Origin of the sequence: Vitiosangium sp. GDMCC 1.1324, assembly GCF_003044305.1 — a bacterium.
Taxonomy (GTDB): Bacteria; Myxococcota; Myxococcia; order Myxococcales; family Myxococcaceae; genus Archangium.
This window is the reverse complement of sequence record NZ_PZOX01000001.1, coordinates 363,169-381,349: the sequence shown is the minus strand read 5'-3', so window position 1 is coordinate 381,349 and position 18,181 is coordinate 363,169. Positions and strand designations below refer to the sequence as shown.

13 protein-coding genes are annotated in these 18,181 nt (G+C 68.7%); 7 read left to right on the top strand and 6 right to left on the bottom strand.

The window, feature by feature from the left end:
- Positions 1–28 precede the first annotated feature (28 nt).
- On the bottom strand, positions 29–1,363 hold the full coding sequence (locus tag DAT35_RS01400) for a P1 family peptidase (RefSeq protein WP_108065048.1): 1,335 nt from the start codon (positions 1,361–1,363) through the stop codon (positions 29–31).
- Between the two features lie 32 nt (positions 1,364–1,395).
- Positions 1,396–2,043, bottom strand: coding sequence for a TetR/AcrR family transcriptional regulator (locus DAT35_RS01395; RefSeq protein ID WP_108065047.1), 648 nt, complete (start codon positions 2,041–2,043; stop codon positions 1,396–1,398).
- A 140-nt stretch (positions 2,044–2,183) separates the two neighbouring features.
- Here DAT35_RS01395 and DAT35_RS01390 point away from each other — a divergent pair, with 140 nt between their 5' ends.
- Positions 2,184–3,629, top strand: coding sequence for a carotenoid oxygenase family protein (locus tag DAT35_RS01390; protein WP_108065046.1), 1,446 nt, complete (start codon positions 2,184–2,186; stop codon positions 3,627–3,629).
- 42 nt (positions 3,630–3,671) lie between these two features.
- Here the strand turns inward: DAT35_RS01390 and DAT35_RS01385 are convergent, their stop codons facing one another.
- Positions 3,672–4,802 (bottom strand): LamG domain-containing protein, encoded by a 1,131-nt coding sequence (locus DAT35_RS01385; protein ID WP_158501505.1) that lies wholly within the window; start codon positions 4,800–4,802, stop codon positions 3,672–3,674.
- A gap of 172 nt (positions 4,803–4,974) precedes the next feature.
- Between DAT35_RS01385 and DAT35_RS01380 the strand changes: the two genes are divergently transcribed.
- From DAT35_RS01380 to DAT35_RS01355, 6 genes are all read left to right on the top strand, one after another.
- The gene (locus DAT35_RS01380; protein WP_108065044.1) at positions 4,975–6,162 is read left to right on the top strand and encodes an acyl-CoA dehydrogenase family protein; all 1,188 of its coding nucleotides are present in this window, start codon (positions 4,975–4,977) and stop codon (positions 6,160–6,162) included.
- Positions 6,163–6,389: 227 nt separating this feature from the next.
- On the top strand, positions 6,390–7,679 hold the full coding sequence (locus DAT35_RS01375) for a hypothetical protein (RefSeq protein WP_108065043.1): 1,290 nt from the start codon (positions 6,390–6,392) through the stop codon (positions 7,677–7,679).
- A 38-nt stretch (positions 7,680–7,717) separates the two neighbouring features.
- Entirely contained in the window at positions 7,718–9,172 is a 1,455-nt protein-coding gene (locus tag DAT35_RS01370; RefSeq protein WP_108065042.1) for a type VI secretion system contractile sheath domain-containing protein, read from the top strand.
- 89 nt (positions 9,173–9,261) lie between these two features.
- Positions 9,262–11,193: a hypothetical protein gene (locus DAT35_RS01365; protein WP_108065041.1), complete on the top strand. Its 1,932-nt coding sequence runs from the start codon at positions 9,262–9,264 to the stop codon at positions 11,191–11,193.
- Positions 11,194–11,220: 27 nt separating this feature from the next.
- The gene (locus tag DAT35_RS01360; RefSeq protein ID WP_108065040.1) at positions 11,221–11,445 is read left to right on the top strand and encodes a hypothetical protein; all 225 of its coding nucleotides are present in this window, start codon (positions 11,221–11,223) and stop codon (positions 11,443–11,445) included.
- Entirely contained in the window at positions 11,446–13,539 is a 2,094-nt protein-coding gene (locus tag DAT35_RS01355; protein WP_108065039.1) for a hypothetical protein, read from the top strand. It begins immediately after the preceding gene.
- A gap of 1 nt (position 13,540) precedes the next feature.
- Here the strand turns inward: DAT35_RS01355 and DAT35_RS01350 are convergent, their stop codons facing one another.
- From DAT35_RS01350 to DAT35_RS01340, 3 genes are all read right to left on the bottom strand, one after another.
- A complete protein-coding gene (locus DAT35_RS01350) occupies positions 13,541–14,047 on the bottom strand; it encodes a hypothetical protein (RefSeq protein ID WP_233261244.1) in 507 nt (168 codons plus the stop codon).
- On the bottom strand, positions 14,044–17,748 hold the full coding sequence (locus tag DAT35_RS01345; protein ID WP_369945069.1) for a hypothetical protein: 3,705 nt from the start codon (positions 17,746–17,748) through the stop codon (positions 14,044–14,046). Before DAT35_RS01345 ends, DAT35_RS01350 begins: the two co-directional genes overlap by 4 nt.
- A 150-nt stretch (positions 17,749–17,898) precedes the next feature.
- On the bottom strand, positions 17,899–18,156 hold the full coding sequence (locus tag DAT35_RS01340) for a hypothetical protein (RefSeq protein WP_233261242.1): 258 nt from the start codon (positions 18,154–18,156) through the stop codon (positions 17,899–17,901).
- Positions 18,157–18,181: the final 25 nt, after the last annotated feature.

Here is an 18,181-nt window from a genome sequence, read left to right as displayed (position 1 = left end):
TGAAATAGGTAGGACAGACGAGGGGCGCCTAAGTACCAGAACTTCCCCCGGAAGAGGAGTCCTCGATGTCGTCCGGGGCGGGCCGTGTGGGGTATGGGATGCCTTCCGCCCCCCGGACCTCGGTGGGCAGCACCGCCCCGGCCGTCACCTCCCCCTCCTTGTCCACGTCCGCCGGCTTCTCCCGGACCACCGGGGCGCTCGTCTGCTGGGGGCGCTTCTTCACCGAGGCGAAGATGGGCCGGCAGGCCGTCACGAACCGCCGCACCTCGTCCAACGGCAGCGCCGGGACGAAGTTGTCGTTGACCCCCTTCATGGAGGTCGCCATGCACATGGCGTTGAGGATGGCCTCCTCGGTGGCCTCGAGCATGGCCTCGTAGAGGGGATCCAGCCGCTGATCCAGGAGGATCTTCAGCTTGTAGACCATCTTCTGGGTGCGCCGCGGGATGATGTTGGCGGTGGAGAAGCCCACGACGATCTCCCCCGAGCCGTGCGCCGCGTAGCTGCCCACCCGGCCGATGCCCAACGCCACGCGCTTGCACAGGCGGTTGATCTGATGGCTGAGCAGCGGGGCGTCCGTGGCCACCACGGCGATGATGGAGCCGTACGAGTGCCCCCGCCGGGGCACGTCCTTGAACTTCTCCGCGAGCACCTCGCCCACGGGCAGGCCGCCCACGCGCAGGTTGTGCATCTTCCCGAAGTTGGACATCACCAGCACACCCAGGGTGTAGCCGCCGAGCGCCTCGGGGAGCTTGCGCGAGGCGGTGCCGATGCCCCCCTTGAAGTCGCACGTCAACATGCCGGTGCCGCCGCCCACGTTGCCCTCGAGCACCGGGCCGTCCGAGGCGTTGCGGATAGCCTCGTAGACGTGCTCGGCGCGCACGTGCCGGCCCGCGATGTCGTTGAGGAAGCTGTCGTCGCACTCGCCGACGATGGGGATGATGACGTCGTGCTCGTCGCCGATGCCCGGGTACTGCTCCACCATGTGGCGGGCCATGGCGTCGGACACCGCGCCCACGGACATGGTGTTGGTGAGCAGGATGGGCGTCTCCACCATGCCCCACTCCATGAGCTGCGTCATGCCGGCCACCTCGCCGGCCCCGTTGAGTACGAAGCCGCCCCCGTTCATGCGCTCCATGAAGATGTTGCCCCGGTTGGGCAGGATGGCGGTGACGCCGGTGCGCACGGGGCCATGGCCGGGCCTCAGCCGCCCCTCGCCCTTGATGAGGGTGCAGTGCCCGACGAGCACTCCCTCCACATCCGTGATGGCGTTGTACCGGCCCGTCTTGAAGCGGCCCAGGGGGACGCCCAGCTCCCGGGCTCGGACGCGCTTCTCGGTGGACTCGCTCTCGGGGGGGTTGGCCATGGACGCGAAACCTAACCGAGGCGCTCCCCCGGTCAATCGCTCGTTGTGCGCGCCAGCCCTCGCAACAACAGTCTCGCCTGCCCCTCGGCCATCGCCTCGACCTGCGGACCGGTGGTGACCCCGCCCGACGCCAGGTGCCCATCCACCAGCAGCGAAGCCAGTCCGTGCACCAGGGACCAGCACGTCATCGCGAGCGCCTGGGGATCGCCCTCGAGGAACACGCTCGCCCGCTGGCCCTCGGTGATGGTGCCCATCAACAGATCGAAGGCGTCCTCCTCCTCATCGGAAGCAGACAGGTCCGGAGGCTTGGTGAAGTGCGGCCCGAACATCACCCGGAAGTGCGAGGGGTGCTCCATGGCGAAGAGCACATAGGCCACACCGCAGGCGCTCAGCCGCCCCTGGGGCGTCGTCTCCCGGGCCATGCGCTCCTTCATACCGGCCGCCATGGCGCGGAAGCCCTCCTCGGCCACGGCCGCCAGCAGGGCCTCCTTGTCCGCGAAATGACGGTAGGGCGCCGCGTGCGTCACCCCCGCCCGCCTGGCCACCTCCCGGAGAGACAGGGCCCCGAAGCCCTCCTCGGAGATGAGCGCCAGGGAGGCGTCCAACAGCGCCCGCCGCAGATCGCCGTGGTGGTAGCGGGGCTTGTCCGCTGTCTTCTTCCGAGTGCCTCGGGTGGCCATGCGCCCCTCCTCTCTCAACGAGCCTCTACGTGCAATATGTAACCACCGTCAACTTCCAAGGTTGACGCCAGAAGCACAAATGTTTACACCGTCATCATGAACAGCGGCCTCCAGGGCCCCCGAATCGGAGCACACACGCGATGACGAGCACGATGGCGGCGAAGAGGCCTGGCGCTCCCGAGCAGCCCGGCTGGCGCGGGGTCTTCCGCGACTTCACGCAGGACCATGGCTTCCAGCCGCTCCGGGTGGAGGGACGACTGCCGGAGGATCTGCGGGGCACGCTGCTGCGGGTGGGCCCGGTGGCCTTCGGGGTGGGGGCTCAACGTTACGGGCACTGGTTCGACGGGGACGGAGGCCTGCTCGCGGTGCGCTTCGAAGGGAGCGGCGCGCAGGGGGCGGCGAGGCTGATCAACACGCCGACCATCCAGGCCGAGCGCAATGCCGGCAAGCTCATCTACAGCAACTACGGCACGTCGGTCCCGCTGTGGCGGAAGCTGATGATGCGCGGCAAGAAGAAGAACTCGGCGAACACGTCGGTGATGGCGTGGAACGGGCGGCTCTTCGCGCTGTTCGAGGCCACCCAGCCCACCGAGCTCTCTCCGGAGGATCTGCGCGTCCTGGGCGAGACGGACCTGGACGTCATCGTGAGCAACTTCTCCGCGCATCCGCACCGGGTGCCGGCGCGCAAGGCGACGTACAACTTCGGCATGCAGTACGGCCGCGAGACCCTGCTGGAGCTGTACGAGCTGCCGGACGGAGGAGCCGCGCGCCACCTGGGCCAGGTGCCCCTGCCCCGGCCGACGATGATCCACGACTTCATCGCCACCGAGCGGCACCTGATCTTCTTCGTGACGCCGCTGCGGCTGAACGTCTTCCGGATGCTGCTGAAGCTGGGGACGTATTCGGAGAACCTGGAGTGGAGGCCGGAGCTGGGGACGGAGGTGCTGGTCATCCCCATCGACGACCTGGCGAACCCGGTGCGCATCGAGACGGAGCCGCTCTACACGTGGCACTTCGCCAATGCGTACGAGCGGGAGGACGGGAGCCTCGTGGTGGACTACGTGCGCCAACCGGACTTCAGCAGCACCCACACGTGGCTGGGCGAGCTGACACACGGAGTGCCCTCGGCGGACGCGCAGGGCCGGCTGCACCGGGCGACGGTGGACCTGAAGGCGCGCACCTTCCGCACCGAGGAGCGCTCGGCGCTGTCCTGCGAGTTCCCCCGTGTGGCGCCTCGGGACCAAACGCGGGAGTACCGCTACCTCTACGTGGGGGTGCACTCGAAGGCGGCGGCGCTGCGCGGCCCGTTCGACGCGGTGGCGAAGGTGGACATGACGACGGGGCGCGAGGAGCTCTTCGGGCCCTACGGGGAGCAGTACCCCGCGGAGCCGGTGTTCGTGCCGCGAGCGGGAGCCACGCAGGAGGACGACGGCTACGTGCTGACGCAGGTGTACGACGTGCCGAGCGGCCTGACGCACGTGGCGGTCCTGGACGCGCGCAACCCGGGAGCGGACCCGCTGGCCCGGGCGTGGTTCGAGCACTCCTTCCCCATCACCTTCCACGGCGGCTTCATGCCGGCGAAGTGAGGCCTCTCACTCCGTCCGGATGCCCGTTGTCCCGTGGGCGCCCTACCTCTTCTTCGCCGGCCCGCCCCACTCCGCGCCACGGATGACCCCATGGTTCTGCTGGGTCGAGACATCCCGGACGATGTTCCCCTGCCCTTCGTCGATCGGCCAGTAACCCATGAGTCCCGGAGCATCCTTCTTCGGGGCTCGCGTCATGTCCGTACGGATCTCCTCCTGGCTGCGAGCGACGTTCCAGACGCGCACGTCCCGGATGTCACCCAGGAAGGCGCGCTCGATTCCACCCCCCTTGGCGCCGATGGCCCAGGGAGCAGCGGAGGCGCGGACAGAATCGGGCGCCTGGGGTCCGCTGGAGGCCAACAATTCCCCGTTGCGATAGAGCAGCCATTGGGTGCCATCGAAGACCCCGGCCAGGTGGACCCACTGCCCCACGTCCGAGCCAGGAGCGGGAGCCCCCGCGAAATGTTCCAGCCCATCCCAGGAGCCCGCCTGGTACGTCCCGTCCGAGATGCGCAGGACGACCTCGCGCGCGGGGTCGATGGAATAACCGTGGGCCACGACGTCGCGCAGACTGTCCAGGGCCTGGGGACGGATCCACGCCTCGAGGGTGACGGGTCCCTCGATGTTCAGGGAGCGCGGGTTGCCCAGATCGACGAAGACCCCCGTCCCATCGAAGCGCAGGAACACATGGGTATCGGCGCTCCCCGAGCCCCCGGTGCCCCCCTCGCGATGGGCCCGGGCCACGAGGAAGGAGACCAGGACGATGAGGAAGAGGCCCGAGGCCAGGGCGACCACCCACCACGGGAACTGCTTCGGGCGTACCGGCACCACGGGACGTGACACCTGGAACCCCACCGAGGGCCCGACGGCGAAGTCCTCGTCGGGGTTCTCCACGCTCACCGAGGACAGACGGAACGCGTAGGTGCCCTCGGGCGTGCCGGGAGGAATGTCCACCCGCACGGTGTACTGGTGCGTGCCATCGGGAGCGAAGTCGCGCTCGGGCTCGCCCACGAGCGTCAACCACTCGCCACGGGCATTGCCCTCGGGCTCGAGCAGCGCCCGAGCCCTCACTGGCCGGCCCAGCGCGTTGGTGACGGTGAAGGTGACCTCCCCCTTGCCCGACCCATCCAACCGGAGCACTGGGGTGGACGTGGTGATGGCGAAACTGCGAACCATGCGCACCTCCCTGGGCGACCTTGTCCCTTGCATCCAAGGGTGGACACGGCTGGGGAAGCTCGTGATGGCCGGGAGGGGCGCGCATCGCTCTCTCAGAGAGGAGGCAGCCAGCCCCTCGCCAGGAGTCCGGACGTACTGGCAAGTCCAGTTCCACTCCCCATACGCTCCGCGCATGACGACCTCTCCCGCTGTTGCCGTGAAGAGCCCGGGTGAGCACCCGGTGCTCGCCGCCGTCCGACAACTCGCCCCCAGGGTGGCCAGCCGCTCCGAGGAGATCGAATCCGCCCGGCACCTCCCGGCGGATCTCGCCCGCGAGCTGGCCGCGGCTGGTCTCTTCCACATGGTGATACCCGAGGCCTATGGCGGCCTGGAGCTCCACCCCCTCCAGATCATCGAGGCCATCGAGGAGATCTCGAAAGCGGACGGCTCGGCGGGCTGGTGCGTGATGATCGGCTCCGTCACCGCCATGTGTGCGGCGTGGCTGCCCGAGTCCACGGCTCGCACCATCTACGGCGCTCCGGACGTCATCACCGGAGGAGTGGCCGCGCCCCAGGGGCGAGCCGAGCTCGTCGAGGGCGGCTACCGCGTCACGGGGCGCTGGTCGTGGGCCAGTGGAAGCCAGAACTGCCACTGGCTGACGGGAGGCGTGGTGGTGACGAAGGACGGAGCCCCCCGCATGGTGCGCGAGGGCATTCCCGAAACACGCATCCTCTTCTTCCCCCGCGAGGACGTGACACTCCACGACACCTGGCACGCCACGGGCCTGTGCGGCACGGGCAGCGGAGACATGGAAGTGCGAGACGTCTTCGTCCCCGCCGAGCGCGCCTTGTCGCTCCTCGCCGGGCCGCGCGTCGACCGGCCGCTCTACGCCTTCCCAGCCTTCGGGCTGCTGGGGGTGGGCCTCCCGGCGGTGGCGCTCGGCATCGCCCGCCGCGCCATCGACGAGCTGACGGCGCTGGCGCAGCACAAGAAGATCATGCCGCTGGGCCGTCATGCGATCGCCACGCGGCCCGCGGTGCAGGAGGCCGTAGCCGAGGCCGAGGCCACCCTCCGGGCCGCCCGTGCCTTCCTGCTGGAGACCGTGAACACCACCTACGAGGCCGCCACGCGCCGCGAGGTGACGCTGCGCCACCGCGCGGAGCTGCGGCTGGCCTATACCCACGCCACGCGGAGCGCCGCGCGCGTGGTGGACCGGATGTACGAAGTCGCGGGAGGCGCGGCCGTCTACCGGTCCAGCCCGTTGCAGCGCTGCCTACGTGATATCCACGTGGCGACGCAGCACGCCATGGTGGCTCAGCCCATCCTGGAGCTCGTCGGCAGCGTGCTGCTCGGCCAGGAAGCCAACACGGTCATGCTCTGACTGTCGGAGTAAAGAATTTTACTCTGGCTTGCAAGTGCGGTCTCAACGCAACTCCGAGCGGGTGGTGTCGATAATCGAGAAGTCAGATTCCAGGTTCTCGAAGCACGGCCCCCGACGGAGATTCCGTGAAAATTAGCGAGCGCCCGAAGCCGACCCTCCCCACTCAGCTTGCCAGGACCGCACAGCCCGCGGACGTCAGCCGGACCACCGCTGCCCAGCAAGTGGGCATGGTGGCCGTCCAAACGCCCCGTGTGCTCATGACGAACTTCGTGCAGCCGGCCAGCCCAAAGAACCTGGCCGCGGGGGAGCTGTTGCCTCCCTCGATGAATCCGGTGACGGACGAGCGCCTCGCCCGGTGCATCGACGAGGCCTACCGCGACATGTACCAGGGCAAGCAGTTCCCCACCGGCCAGCAGCGGACCGAACTGATGAACGTCGCCCGAGAGCTGCGCGCCCAGGGAAGGAACGCCGAAGACATCCGTTATGCGCTCCGCGACAAGATCCGCCTCAAAACGGAGGGCCTGGACAAGCCCAATGACGCCACGCTCAACCGGCTCATCGATGAAGCCTTCCAGCGCGTCTACAAAGGCAAACATCCGCCCTCCGCCTCCGAGCGCAACGAGATGATGGACGCGGCCCGGAAGATGATCGCCGACGGCAAGAACGGCGAGTTCATCAAGTACGGCCTGATCGACAAGGTGCGCATCAAGTCCGAAGGTCTGGACAAGACGGATGACGCCACGCTCAACCGGCTCATCAACGAGGCCTTCCAGCGCATCTATGAAGGCAAGCATCCGCCCTCCGCCGCCGAGCGCAACGAGATGATGCAGGAGGCCCGGAAGATGGTCGCCGATGGCCAGAGCGCCGAGACCATCAAGTACGGTCTGATCGACAAGGTGCGCGTCAAGTCCCAGGGTCTGGACAAGACCGACGACGCCACACTCAACCGGCTCATCAACGAGGCCTTCCAGCGCATCTACGCGGGCAAGCACCCGCCCTCCGCCTCCGAGCGCAACGAGATGATGCAGGAAGCTCGGAAGATGGTCGCGGACGGCAAGAACGCCGAGTTCATCAAGTACGGCCTGATCGACAAGGTGCGCATCAAGTCCGAAGGTCTGGACAAGACGGATGACGCCACGCTCAACCGGCTCATCAACGAAGCCTTCCAGCGCGTCTATGAAGGCAAACACCCTCCCTCCGCCGCCGAGCGCAACGAGATGATGCAGGAGGCCCGGAAGATGGTCGCCGATAGCCAGAGCGCCGAGACCATCAAGTACGGCCTGATCGACAAGGTGCGCATCAAGTCCCAGGGTCTGGACAAGACCGATGACCCCACGCTCAACCGGCTCATCGACGAGGCATACCGCAGGGTGCTCGAAGGCGCGCGGCCCCCCTCCTCGCGCGAGCGCACGGAGTGGCTGAAGGTCGCGAGGCAGATGGCCGCGGATGGCCAGAAGGCCGAGACCATCAAGTACGCGCTCGCCGATCAACTGCGGATCGCCCTCGACAACCGCTGATCAGGTAGGCTCCCCTCTCGAAGTCTGACGGGAGCCCCATGGACGCAACCCATTCACCCGGTGCGCGAGTGCGCTGGCTCGTCGCCGGCGCGTTCCACCCCTCGCCCTCGGGCCACCGCTGGCTCCTCACCGCGGAGTCCTTCGCCGAGCAACTCGGCCGCGCCGCGAGCGGGCTGCGCCTCACCGTCGAGGATCGGCTCGGTTCCGGCGACGCGAGCTCCTATGAAGTCTCCTTCGACGGGCTGCACGCCTTCCAGCTCTCCGAGGTCCTCAACTCCATTCCGGATCTCCGCACCCTGCGCTCCGCCCTCGACGCGCTCGCCCATGCGAGGGCCCTCGATCCGCAGGAGGTCGCCCGCCTCCAATCCGTCATGGGCCCGGGACGCCTGTCCTCCGCCGTGGCCGAGGCCCTCCGCGGCCGGCGCTCGGCGCAGGAGGCTCGCTCCGCTGTGCTCGGCGTCATCGAGGAGCTCCTCTTCACCACCGCGCGCGACCTCCTCCAACATCCTCTCGTGGCCCGGCTGGAGTCCGCCTGGCGGGGACTGCACTGGTTGTGGACGCACTGCCCCAGCGCGTCCGGCATGGACATCGAGGTGCTCGACGTCGGGCCGGACCAGCTCGTGGAGGCCCTCGAGCAATGCCTCGATGTGCCCGCGCTGCAACGCCCCGATGCCTGCTTCGTCCTCGACGCGAGCGCCGACATGGACACCCTGTACCGGCTCGCGGCACTGGGCGAGCAGGCCTGGGTGCCCATGGTGGTGGCGGTTCCCCCGGCCCGTGTCGGGGAGGGACAACCGCCCGCTCAGGGGGAGAAGGAGGCCCGGCCGCCGGAAGCGTGGCAGCGGCTGCGCACCGATGAGTCCTCGCGCTGGCTGTGCGCCGCCCTCAATCCGGTGGTGATGATGGCCGAGCAGCACGGAGAGGTGCGCCGCGAGTGCTTTACCAGCCCCGCGTTCGCGGTGGCGGCCCTGCTGGCGGCCAGCTTCCGGGACACGCGCACCTTCGCCCGTGTGGTGGGACCGGGGAGCGGGACGCGGGCGCCGGCGGTGTGGCGGCCCCATGCACGCTCGACGGTGGCGACCGAGGTGGGCTTCTCCCTGCACGAACAGCAGCGGCTGGCCGCGCGGGGGGTATTGGGGGTGAGCGGCTGGTGGGACTCGGATTCCGTGCTGCTGGCGGCGGCGCCCACGGCGTACGGAGGCCGGGATGCGACGCCGCTCGCCGCGCAACTGCTCACCGGCCGCCTCGTCCGCATGGCGCAGGAAATCACCGAGCGACTGCCCGTGGGCGCCAGTCCGGACGCGGTGTCGGCCGTCTTCACGCGAGCCGCCGAGGCATTCCTTCCCATGGGCCCGGGGAAGAGCTGTCAGCTCCAGGGACGGGTGGTGCCCACCGGGAACGGTGAGCGGAGCGTGCACGTGCGAGCGGCCTTGCGGCCCGAGTTGGCGGGTACGCACGTGCAACTCGAGTTCACCCTTCCGCTGCGCGGGTGAGGCGCGGGCGCCGGTTTCCATGCGCAGCGGACTGCGTGGGGATGTGAGATGATGCCCCGGGCGCCCGGCACGAGAGGAGGCCCCATCCGGTGAGGACGGCATTCCAGGAGGAGCTCCGGTTCGAGCTGACGCTCACCGTGGGGGGGAAGTCCTTCTCCATCCCCGGCGGGCAGCTCAAGCACCTGTCCGCCCGCATGGCCAACCATGGCTTCACCGCCTCGGTCACCTTCTGGAGCTCGCTGGAGAAGAAGGACGCCCCGCTCTTCACCGCCCTCCAGAAGCCGGACCTCGTCCAGGTGCGGCTGTCCGTGGCCGCGGTGGACCCCGAGCTCGATCCGCCTCCCGCGCCCCTCGTCCTCCAGGGGCTCGTGCGCAGCCGCCGGCTCGTGGCCGAAACCCATGGCGCCACCAAGAGCGCCGATCGCGTCTTCCGCCGCTACACCCTCGAATTCGCCGACGCCGCCCAGGTGCTCTGGCGCCAGCACCGCCCCGTCGAGCTGCACACCAACATCTCGATGCAGGAGGTGCTCGACGCGCACAAGGCCAGCCTCCAGCTCTCCTACGACTGGGCCGTGCTCCGGCAGAAGCAGGAGATGCTGTGCCTGGCGCTGGGCGCGGACGTCCCCGGGGTGAGCTTCTACGACTTCGTCCTCTGGTACGTGCACACGCGCAACGGCGTCTTCAGCTACGACAGCCAGCAGAACCAGTATCTGCTGACCGACAGCAAGCCCTCCTCGGGCCAGGCGGCCCCGCTGAGCCGCCAGAGGGTGCAGCACGTGCAGGTGCAGCTGCCGCAGCCCATCCGCCACGGCACCCGCGTGCTCAACGCCCTGGCCAACGGGCCCACCACCACGGCGCTCGCGCAGGACCAGGCCGTCACGGGCGTGTCCCACGACGTGCTGCTGCGCACCCCCATCACCGCCCAGGCCGAGCAGCGGCAGAAGCTGGAGAAGACCCGTCTCCAGGTGCGCCAGCGGCAACTCCTGGTGTCCTTCAAGCGGTTCCCCTCGGTGGACGTCTTCCCCGGCGCGCTGTTGCGCCTGGAGGGCCCGCTCTGGCCCTCCGCGTTGACGGGGCTCGGCGAGGACCAGCGGGTGCTCGAGCTGGAGCTGGAGGCCCACGCCGAGCGCGAGGGCCAGCACGATGAGCAGCAGTCGAAAGAGGCCAACTACCAGGTGCTCCTGTCGGCGCGGCTGGAGTCCTCCTCGGAGCCGCTGGTCACCCTGCCCCCCTACCGCGTCCCGCGCTACCCCATCCACGTCGAAGGACTGGTGCACAGCCCGGGTGGAGAGCCCCAGGACAGGCGCTACCTCATCATCGAGGACGAGAAGACCTCCCTCTCCTACTTCCGGATGACGGTGCCGCTGTGGAACCAGACGGTGAGCGTGCCCGCCGAGCCCACCCTCTTCCCGGGCCAGTTCTTCTTCCCTCCGTACAAGAACACCCGGGTGATGGTGGCGCTCCACTTCGAGCGTGCCGAGCTCATCCGCTTCCTCGACTGGAAGGAGGGCGTTCGCACACCCCAGGACGGACAGGGCGATCAGCTTCTCCTGGGCTGGAACAAGACGAGCCAGACGGCCTTCACGCACGACTTCCAGGACGAGAATCCCATGTGGCGCATGCACCGCACCAACTCGGGTGACACCCAGATCGTCCGCATGGGAGAGGGCCACCTCTTCATCCAGGTGAAGGAGTCGCCGAGTGGTGGGCCTCCCACGCCGACTTATGATGTCACCCCACAGGTAGAGGCCGCCAAGGGAGACCTCTCCTCCGCCGTGGGGAGCGCCATCGGGGAGACCTCGGCCGCCTACCAGGGCGCGATGGGCGCCGTGCGTGCGAAGATGAAGAGCGCTCAGGCCGAGACCAAGGCGGCGCTCAGCGGGGCTCGGGCGGAGGTGGGCGCCAAGGTGGCGGAGGCCAAGAGCGGGCTCCAGGGAGCCTCCTCGCGGTTGTCCCAGGGAGTGAGCAAGCTCTCCGGGGCGGCGGAGGCAGCCAAGGCGGCACTCGAGAAGCTTCGGTAGGAACCCATCGGGGGATGGAGCGGACCCATGAAGGAACTGCGCGGCAAGGTCACGGAGCTACGCGGAGAACTGGACTCGTTCAGTACGGGCGTGGTGGCCCGCCTGAAGCCGATCCGTAGCGAGATCGATGCGCTGGCGGGCAAGCTCGAGGCGGCCCTCGCGACCCTGCGTCCCGAGGTGGAGGCGTTCGGGGGAGAGCTCTCGAAGAAGATTGATGCACTGGACGCCGCACTGGCGGAGCTGGAGCCCTGAGTGAAGGCGCTGTGGACCCGATTCGACGAGGCCGCGGACGAGGTGCTCACCCTCCGCCAGAAGCTCGAGTCCTCCGCGGGCCGGGTCCGGAGCACCGTGAAGGAGCTCGGGCCCGCGGTCTCCTCGCGTTGCGAGGCCCTGGAAGGCAAGGTGAAGGACAAGGAGCAGTCCTTCGTGACGCAGCTCGATTCGCTCGAGCAGGACGTGGCGACGCGCTCCGAGACACTCTCCGCCGATCTGGCCTCCGCGATGAAGAAGCGCAAGGAGGTCCTGAAGGCGAAGCATGACGCGCGCGTCAAGCAGCTCGAGGGCGAGTACCAGAAGCTGCGCGCCCAGGCCGAACAGGAGATGAAGGGGCCCGAGCTGGAAGCTCGCATGAAACAGCTCGAGGAGGACTTCCAGAAGCTGCGCGCCCAGGCCGATCAGGAGTTGGAGAAAGCGCTCGCGGAGGACGAGGAGCGCGAGAAACAGCTCAAGGAGGAGCTCGAGCGGGTCCGTACGAGCACCGGACAGGATCTGAAGGGAGCAACCTCGAAGCTCGAGGAGGTGACGAGTCTGGTGCTCGCTCCGGTGGCGCAGGTCCGCAAGACGGTGGGAGCCGAGACCGAGCAGCTGGGCAAGGCGATCGACGCCCTGCTCGTCACGCCCACCGAGGCCCTCCAACGCGTCCACGACGAGGTGCGCTCGACGAGCGAGACATCGAAGGCCGAGGCCCAGCGGCTCATCGGCCAGCTGCGCACGGGACTGGCGCCGATCCGCGCCCAGGTGAAGGGGGCCACCGAGGCGGCCGATCAGCTCCTCCAGGTGCTGGAGAAGACCGTCGGCAGCACCCTCGAGACCGGACGCGACCAGCTCAACCACACGCTCGATGCGCTCGAGAAGACCCTGGGCGGACAGGTGCAGCAGCTGGCCAGCGGCATCGAGGTCGTCGAGGAGCTCATCGAGCAGATCCAGAAGCAGATCGACTCGCTCATCACCCAGGGGGGCGAGGCCATCGACACGCTGATGAAGACGGCGCTCGCCACCTTCGAGTCCATCCAGGTCCCGGTGCGCCAGACGATCGACGCCGCCTTTTCGGTGCTCGACACGTTGATGGACACCCTGGCGAGCCTCGAGAAGCAGCTCCAGGCGCTCTTCGCGCTGTTGCCCGAGAAGCTCGAGCAGCTCCAGACGCTCTACAAGACCCTGGTCGGCACGCTGGAGTCCCTGCTGGCCAAGGCGGTGCAGCTATTGGAGGCCGTTCCCGCCTCGGACCTGCCCAAGCCTCTGGTGGACCCGGCCATGCAGGCCATCGGCAAGGTGGTGTCGCAGATCTCCACCCAGCTCGGGAGCATCAGCAGCCAGGTGGGGCAGCAGCTCACGTCGCTGCAGGATCAACTCATCACCCAGGTGGAGCAGCTCCAGACGCAGGCCGTGCAGCAGGTGCAGACCCTGCAACAGCAGCTCGTGCAGCAGATCCAGACCCTGCTGACGTCGGTGCAGAGCAGCATCGACCAGGCCGTCGTGCAGGTGGAGCAGCTCGTGGCTCAGGTGGCGCAGCAGATCGCAACCGCGCGAGACCAGGTGGTGAAGCAGGTGGAGGCAATGGTGGACCAGGTGTCCACGCGCGTGGAGCAGCTCAAGACCGAGGTGAAGCAGAAACTCGAGGCGCTCCAGCAGAGCCTCACCGATGGAACGAAGGCCGCGACCAATCAGGTGAAGGCGATGGGCGAGGCGGCCGAGACCCAGGTGGGCTCCTCCCAGAATCAGATGAAGTCCGGGCTCGACACGACCCGCACCTCGGTGAACAAGGCCCTCGAGGAGACCCAGAAGGCCCGGGAACGCATCGAGTCCGAGCTCACCCAGCGGGTGGAGCAGGTGCTCGCGGCCTTCTCGACGCAGGCCGAGGGGCTGATGGACGCGGCGGCGAAGCAGCTCGAGGCGATGTCCGGCCGGGTGGATGCGACCCGGGAGCAGTTGCTCGCGCCCCTGGACAAGCTCGAGCAGTCCATCCAGGAGCCCACCCTCTTCGCCCAACCGGTGGAGCAGGCGCGCACCTCGGTGGGAAGGGCGATGGACGGGCTGGACGCCCAGGTGCGCTCGCTGGCCGCGTGACTCAGGCGCCAGGCAGCTTCGGCATCCCCTTGGGGAGCTCCGGCGCCTTGGGTGCTTCCGGTGCCGCCGCGGGCGCGCCCTGTCCGTCCGAGGGCAGGGCCGGCGGGATCGAGTCGCTCAGGATGCGGCTCACGGTCAGCTCGACGTCCACCGCGCTCGACATGGGAGGGCTGAGCAGCAGTTGCCAGTTGCCGTCCGGGGCGGTGAAGAGGAAGGAGACGGCCACCGCGCCGTCCTTGGGCGCCTTCACCTGGAAGCGCTGGATGGTGCCCGGGTAGATGACGGCCGTCTGCAGCACGGTGTTGTCCGGCGCGCCCACCTTGGCGGCCACCTCGGAGTAGGCCTCGTTGGCGTACTGCTTGGGGTCCACCTGGCGGACGAGCATGTACATCGGCCGGCCCATGTTGGTGCCGGGCGGCGACTTGATGCTGAGACTGATCTGACTCGGCCCACAGGCGCTGAGCAGCAGCGCCGCCAGGGCCGTCAGCCGAAACATGCGTGCGCTCATCGCGGCACCTCCCGGAACGGAACCCAGGGATCTCCCTTGAGGCCGAAGCTGATGTCCACCCCGCGCTTGCTCACGTTGTTGCCCTGCAGGGCGAGGCTCCACTGCCGGCGCTGATCCGTGGTGAGGGTGGCCTCCTCGAAGAGGCGGAAGCAGCTCCAGGCCGAGCGGTTCCACGGCAACGACAGGTACTGGGGGACGTCGCGTGCGGGCGAGCGCAGCTCCAGCACGATGGACGACACCTGCTGATCCCACCAGTTCAGGGGGAACTCCTGCCAGGTGGGGCTCTGGTTGAAGCCATACGCGGCCGTCTTCCCACACTTGAGGGAGGACATGGTGACGAAGACACCCGTCATCGGCGGCGCGGGCAGGGGCTGGGGCTGCACCTTGAGCATCAGCGGCCGGGGCCGGCCCTCGTCGTCCCAGAGCAACTTCGCCAGGCGCGCCAGCCGGCTGAGGGACAGCAGCATCTCATCCGGCAGCGTCAGCTTGTCGCGCAGCGGGCCGCGCAGCGACCACTGCGTGCCCCGCTCCACGCACACGCGGGAGAACATCTGGTTCACGAAGAGCCAGAAGGCTCCGTCCTTGCGGCGCAGCACCTCCAGCTCGCCCGGATCCACGTCCTCCTTCGATTCGGGGTTGAAGGGGTAGCGCTCCATCATGGGCCGCAGCATGCGCCCGGATGCCTCCTGCCACTGCCGCGACAGGGTGCTCTCCAGCTCCTGCTTGCCCAGGCGCTGCACCTGGAGGAAGGGCTCGAGGAAGGGCTGCCGCAGCTCGCCGGTGATGCCCTGCTGGTCCAACCACTCCTGGGCCTTGCGCAGGTAGGAGCCCTCCTCCTCGAGCAGCATGGACAGGGCCACCTTCTCCAACGGCGTCATCATGTCCGCGAGCTCGACGGTGCCGGCTTCCGACTGCGCCGGGTCGCCCTCGTCCGAGGCCGCCGCCTTGTCCTTGGCCGGAGGGGCCGCTGCCTTGTCCTTGGCACCCGCCTTATCCTTGCCCGCCTTGTCCTGACCGGTCTTGGACACGGCGTCCAGCTCGTCATGCATCTGCGCCACGATCGCCTGGTACGGGGCGAGCGCGGAGTAGAAACCATTCTTGTCCGCCGTCATGAGCTGGACGATGGGCCTGAAGGGCGCCACGGCGTTGCGCAGTGGCTCATAGTAGGGCCCATCCAACGGCTCGAGGTTGGCCCGGGTGGACACGTCGCGCAGCATATCCACCTGCTCCGAGGAGGGCTGGGTGAGCCGGGCCAGCTCATCGAGCAGCAGCCGGCGCGGCGCGGTGAAGCGGTAGCTGCGCACGGAGTGGAAGAGGCCCTCGCGGTAGCCCTGGGAGAACACGGCCACGCGCTTCTGGATGTACGCTTCGCGCTTGGCGGCCTCCTCCAGCGGCAGTTGGGCGTTCTTCAGCCGCTGGGTGAAGTCGTCCACCAGGGGCTTGAGGTCGGCCTCGAAGGGCGTCCGGCTCAGCACCATCTGCCCCTCACGAGGGGAAACCTGGGGACCGACGGTCAGCCTGCCGCTCTTCTCATAGGAGTCGAGCAGGGCCTGCAGCAGATCGCGCGACAGTTGAGGCGGGCGGAATTCGAAGGACTGCTGCAGCAGCTCGATGCGGTAGGGGCCCTTGTTGTTGCCCGTCAGCCAGAGACCATCGCGGGTGAGCAGCTCGGAGGGCGTCATCTTCTCCACGGCCAGATACCCCGCGTACGCATCCTCCTCCATGCGCAGCACGGCTGCGAGCGTGTCCCGGTTCGTCTTCAACCACTCGAGCACCTCGACGGTGGTCTCGATGCCCTGGAAGTGGCGCGTGTTGACCTGCACCGCGGAGGCGTCGATCAGGTTGAGCACCATGGGAAGCGAGGCGTAGACGTCGAGGTCGGCCAACTGCGCCTGCAGCCGCTCACGCTCCTGCCTGCGTTGATCGAGCTGGGCCAGCCCCTTGGGCCCGGCCTCCAGGGTCTGCCGCAGGAAGAGGAAGTGCTCCACCCAGGGCTTGAGCTGGCTCTCGAAGGTCAATCGCTCCACATAGGGCCAGCAGGACCAGTCCTCGTCCGCGTTGTTGTTGGACACCTGCACGGCCCCGCGGCGGCAGGGCGGAGTGCGCTCCCAGGGCGTGTCGCTGGCGAGGACGTAGGTGGCCACCAGCGACTCACGCAGCTCGAGCGCGGAGATCCACGTGCGGCTCTTCTCGACAGTGGCGGTGGCCGTGTTCCCCGTCTCGACGACATCGCGCAAACGGCGCGTGTGCTGGGGCTGAACGCTGGAGCTCACGAACGTGCCCAGACCGTCCCCATTCGAGGCGTGGAGGGTGGCCAGCAGGTAGACCACCTCCTCGGGGCGGCAGTCGTGGGGCAGCTTGTGGCAGTACTCGAGGGCGGGCCGGAGGTGGCTCTCGCGGATGCCCCGGGCCAGGCGCTGCCGCAGATCCAGCATCTCGTCGGGGAAGCTGGAGCTCAAGGGCGGCCACCAGCGCTCGGCCCGGTTGAGGCGGAGGAGCGCGTCCGCCGCCTCGTTCACCTGCTGCTCGACGACCTCTCCCCTCCCCGCCAACCCCTGCTCCTTCAGTTCCGCGACCGTGTCCTCGAAGCGCTGCAACTGCGCCTGTGCATCGCCCAGCAACGAGTAGAAGCGGGCATACGCGACCACGACCGGCAGGCAGCCCACCACGGCGATCAGCACAGCGCGCCGCAGGTGGGTGCGCAGGTAGAGCTCGCGCAGCGACTGGGTGGAGTTCTCCTCGGCCTCCACGGAGAGCGTGCCGCTGGCGCGCGCCTCGGGCGTGGGCGAGGAGAAGAAGAGCCGGGTGAGCCGGGGCTTGTAGGAGAGGGTATCGCCCTCCAGCAGCGCGGAGACGAAACGGCCGAGCGCCGTGAACGAGCGGCCCCCCTGCGAGTAGAAGTGCTCCAGGCGCTCGAAGTCATCCACCGGCAGCGAGGTGAGGCCCAGGGCCAGGTACTGCTCCTGCCCTTCCAGCAGCGAGGCCAGCTTGCCCTCCTCGCCCTGCTTGGGGATGTCGAAGGAGAGCGCCACGCCGTGCTTCTTCAGCAGCCGGGCGAAGTCCTCGAAGCCCTCCAGCCCGTCCATGTGCGTCAGGCACAGGCGGGTCTCCACCGGGCCCCGGCAGGCCTCGGACATGAGGTTGAGCTTGCCGCGCAGCAGCTGGGCCATGCGCCGCTGCTCGTCGGGCGGGGTGTCCGCGAGCCAGCGCACGTCCAGGACGATGACGGCCAGGCCCTTCTGCCGGTGGCTGAAGCACTTCTGCCACATGCGGCGCAGGGCGCTGCGGGCCTGGAGTGTCTCATCCTCCAGCAGTGGGGCCGACACCTCCTGCACCATGCAGTCGGGCCCCAGATACACCTGCAGCAACGAGTCCGCGGTGTAGCTGGGAAGGAACTGGCGGGCCTGGCGCTGCCAGTCCACATCCAGGCCAATGAGCTGTGTCTTGCCACTGCCGGCGGGCCCGAGCACCACCACGGTGGGCAGGTCCACCACGGCGGCGCGGTTGGCCCAGGGAAGCCCGGCGAGGAAGGCCCGGCGCACCTGCAGCAGCCGGTTGGAGGACATGGGCGGAGGGCCGCTCGAGACCGGAGCCGCGGAGCGGCGCTTGCGCCACCACGGCACGAGCCACTTCACCACCGCGTACACGACGAAGGCCACGGCGCCCAGCACCAGCAGCCAGATCAGGTACGGGCTCACCATGTTCCAGATCTTCCCGAGCGTCGTCGCGCTCGAGTTGACCGACTGTGCCCCGGTGTTGAGCGTCTGCACGCCCGAGTTGAGCGCCTTCACCGGATCCCCAGCGGCGGGCGCCTGCGCCAACACCTCATTCAGCAGCAGCGACGCCACGGCTCAACCCCCCCTGCGGGCCGCGCTTGCCCCGGGGCGGCCAGAGCGCGCGGCCAGTTGGAGTGCCTCCAACACGTCTTCCAGCTCGTCCAGCGACCGCAGGAGGGCCTCGTGCCGGGCCTCGTGCTCCTTGGGCGCCAGGCGCGTCCCCCCTGCCTCCGGGAAGAGCGCCGCGACACCCGCGCGCACCTCGGCCAGCAGCGGCTCCACACCCGCGCTCAACGTCCCCAGCTCGGCATGAAGCGTCTGTTCCAGGCGCATGAGTTGCGTCCGGGGCCCCTGAGCC

Excerpts from the sequence above, each read along its gene's own strand:
- DAT35_RS01390 (WP_108065046.1), top strand. The coding sequence starts at position 2,184 with ATGACGAGCACGATGGCGGCGAAGAGGCCTGGCGCTCCCGAGCAGCCC.
- DAT35_RS01350 (WP_233261244.1), bottom strand. The coding sequence starts at position 14,047 with ATGAGCGCACGCATGTTTCGGCTGACGGCCCTGGCGGCGCTGCTGCTC.
- DAT35_RS01400 (WP_108065048.1), bottom strand. The coding sequence starts at position 1,363 with ATGGCCAACCCCCCCGAGAGCGAGTCCACCGAGAAGCGCGTCCGAGCC.
- DAT35_RS01385 (WP_158501505.1), bottom strand. The coding sequence starts at position 4,802 with ATGGTTCGCAGTTTCGCCATCACCACGTCCACCCCAGTGCTCCGGTTG.
- DAT35_RS01360 (WP_108065040.1), top strand. The coding sequence starts at position 11,221 with ATGAAGGAACTGCGCGGCAAGGTCACGGAGCTACGCGGAGAACTGGAC.
- DAT35_RS01375 (WP_108065043.1), top strand. The coding sequence starts at position 6,390 with ATGGTGGCCGTCCAAACGCCCCGTGTGCTCATGACGAACTTCGTGCAG.
- DAT35_RS01345 (WP_369945069.1), bottom strand. The coding sequence starts at position 17,748 with ATGGTGAGCCCGTACCTGATCTGGCTGCTGGTGCTGGGCGCCGTGGCC.
- DAT35_RS01395 (WP_108065047.1), bottom strand. The coding sequence starts at position 2,043 with ATGGCCACCCGAGGCACTCGGAAGAAGACAGCGGACAAGCCCCGCTAC.
- DAT35_RS01380 (WP_108065044.1), top strand. The coding sequence starts at position 4,975 with ATGACGACCTCTCCCGCTGTTGCCGTGAAGAGCCCGGGTGAGCACCCG.
- DAT35_RS01340 (WP_233261242.1), bottom strand. The coding sequence starts at position 18,156 with ATGCGCCTGGAACAGACGCTTCATGCCGAGCTGGGGACGTTGAGCGCG.
- DAT35_RS01370 (WP_108065042.1), top strand. The coding sequence starts at position 7,718 with ATGGACGCAACCCATTCACCCGGTGCGCGAGTGCGCTGGCTCGTCGCC.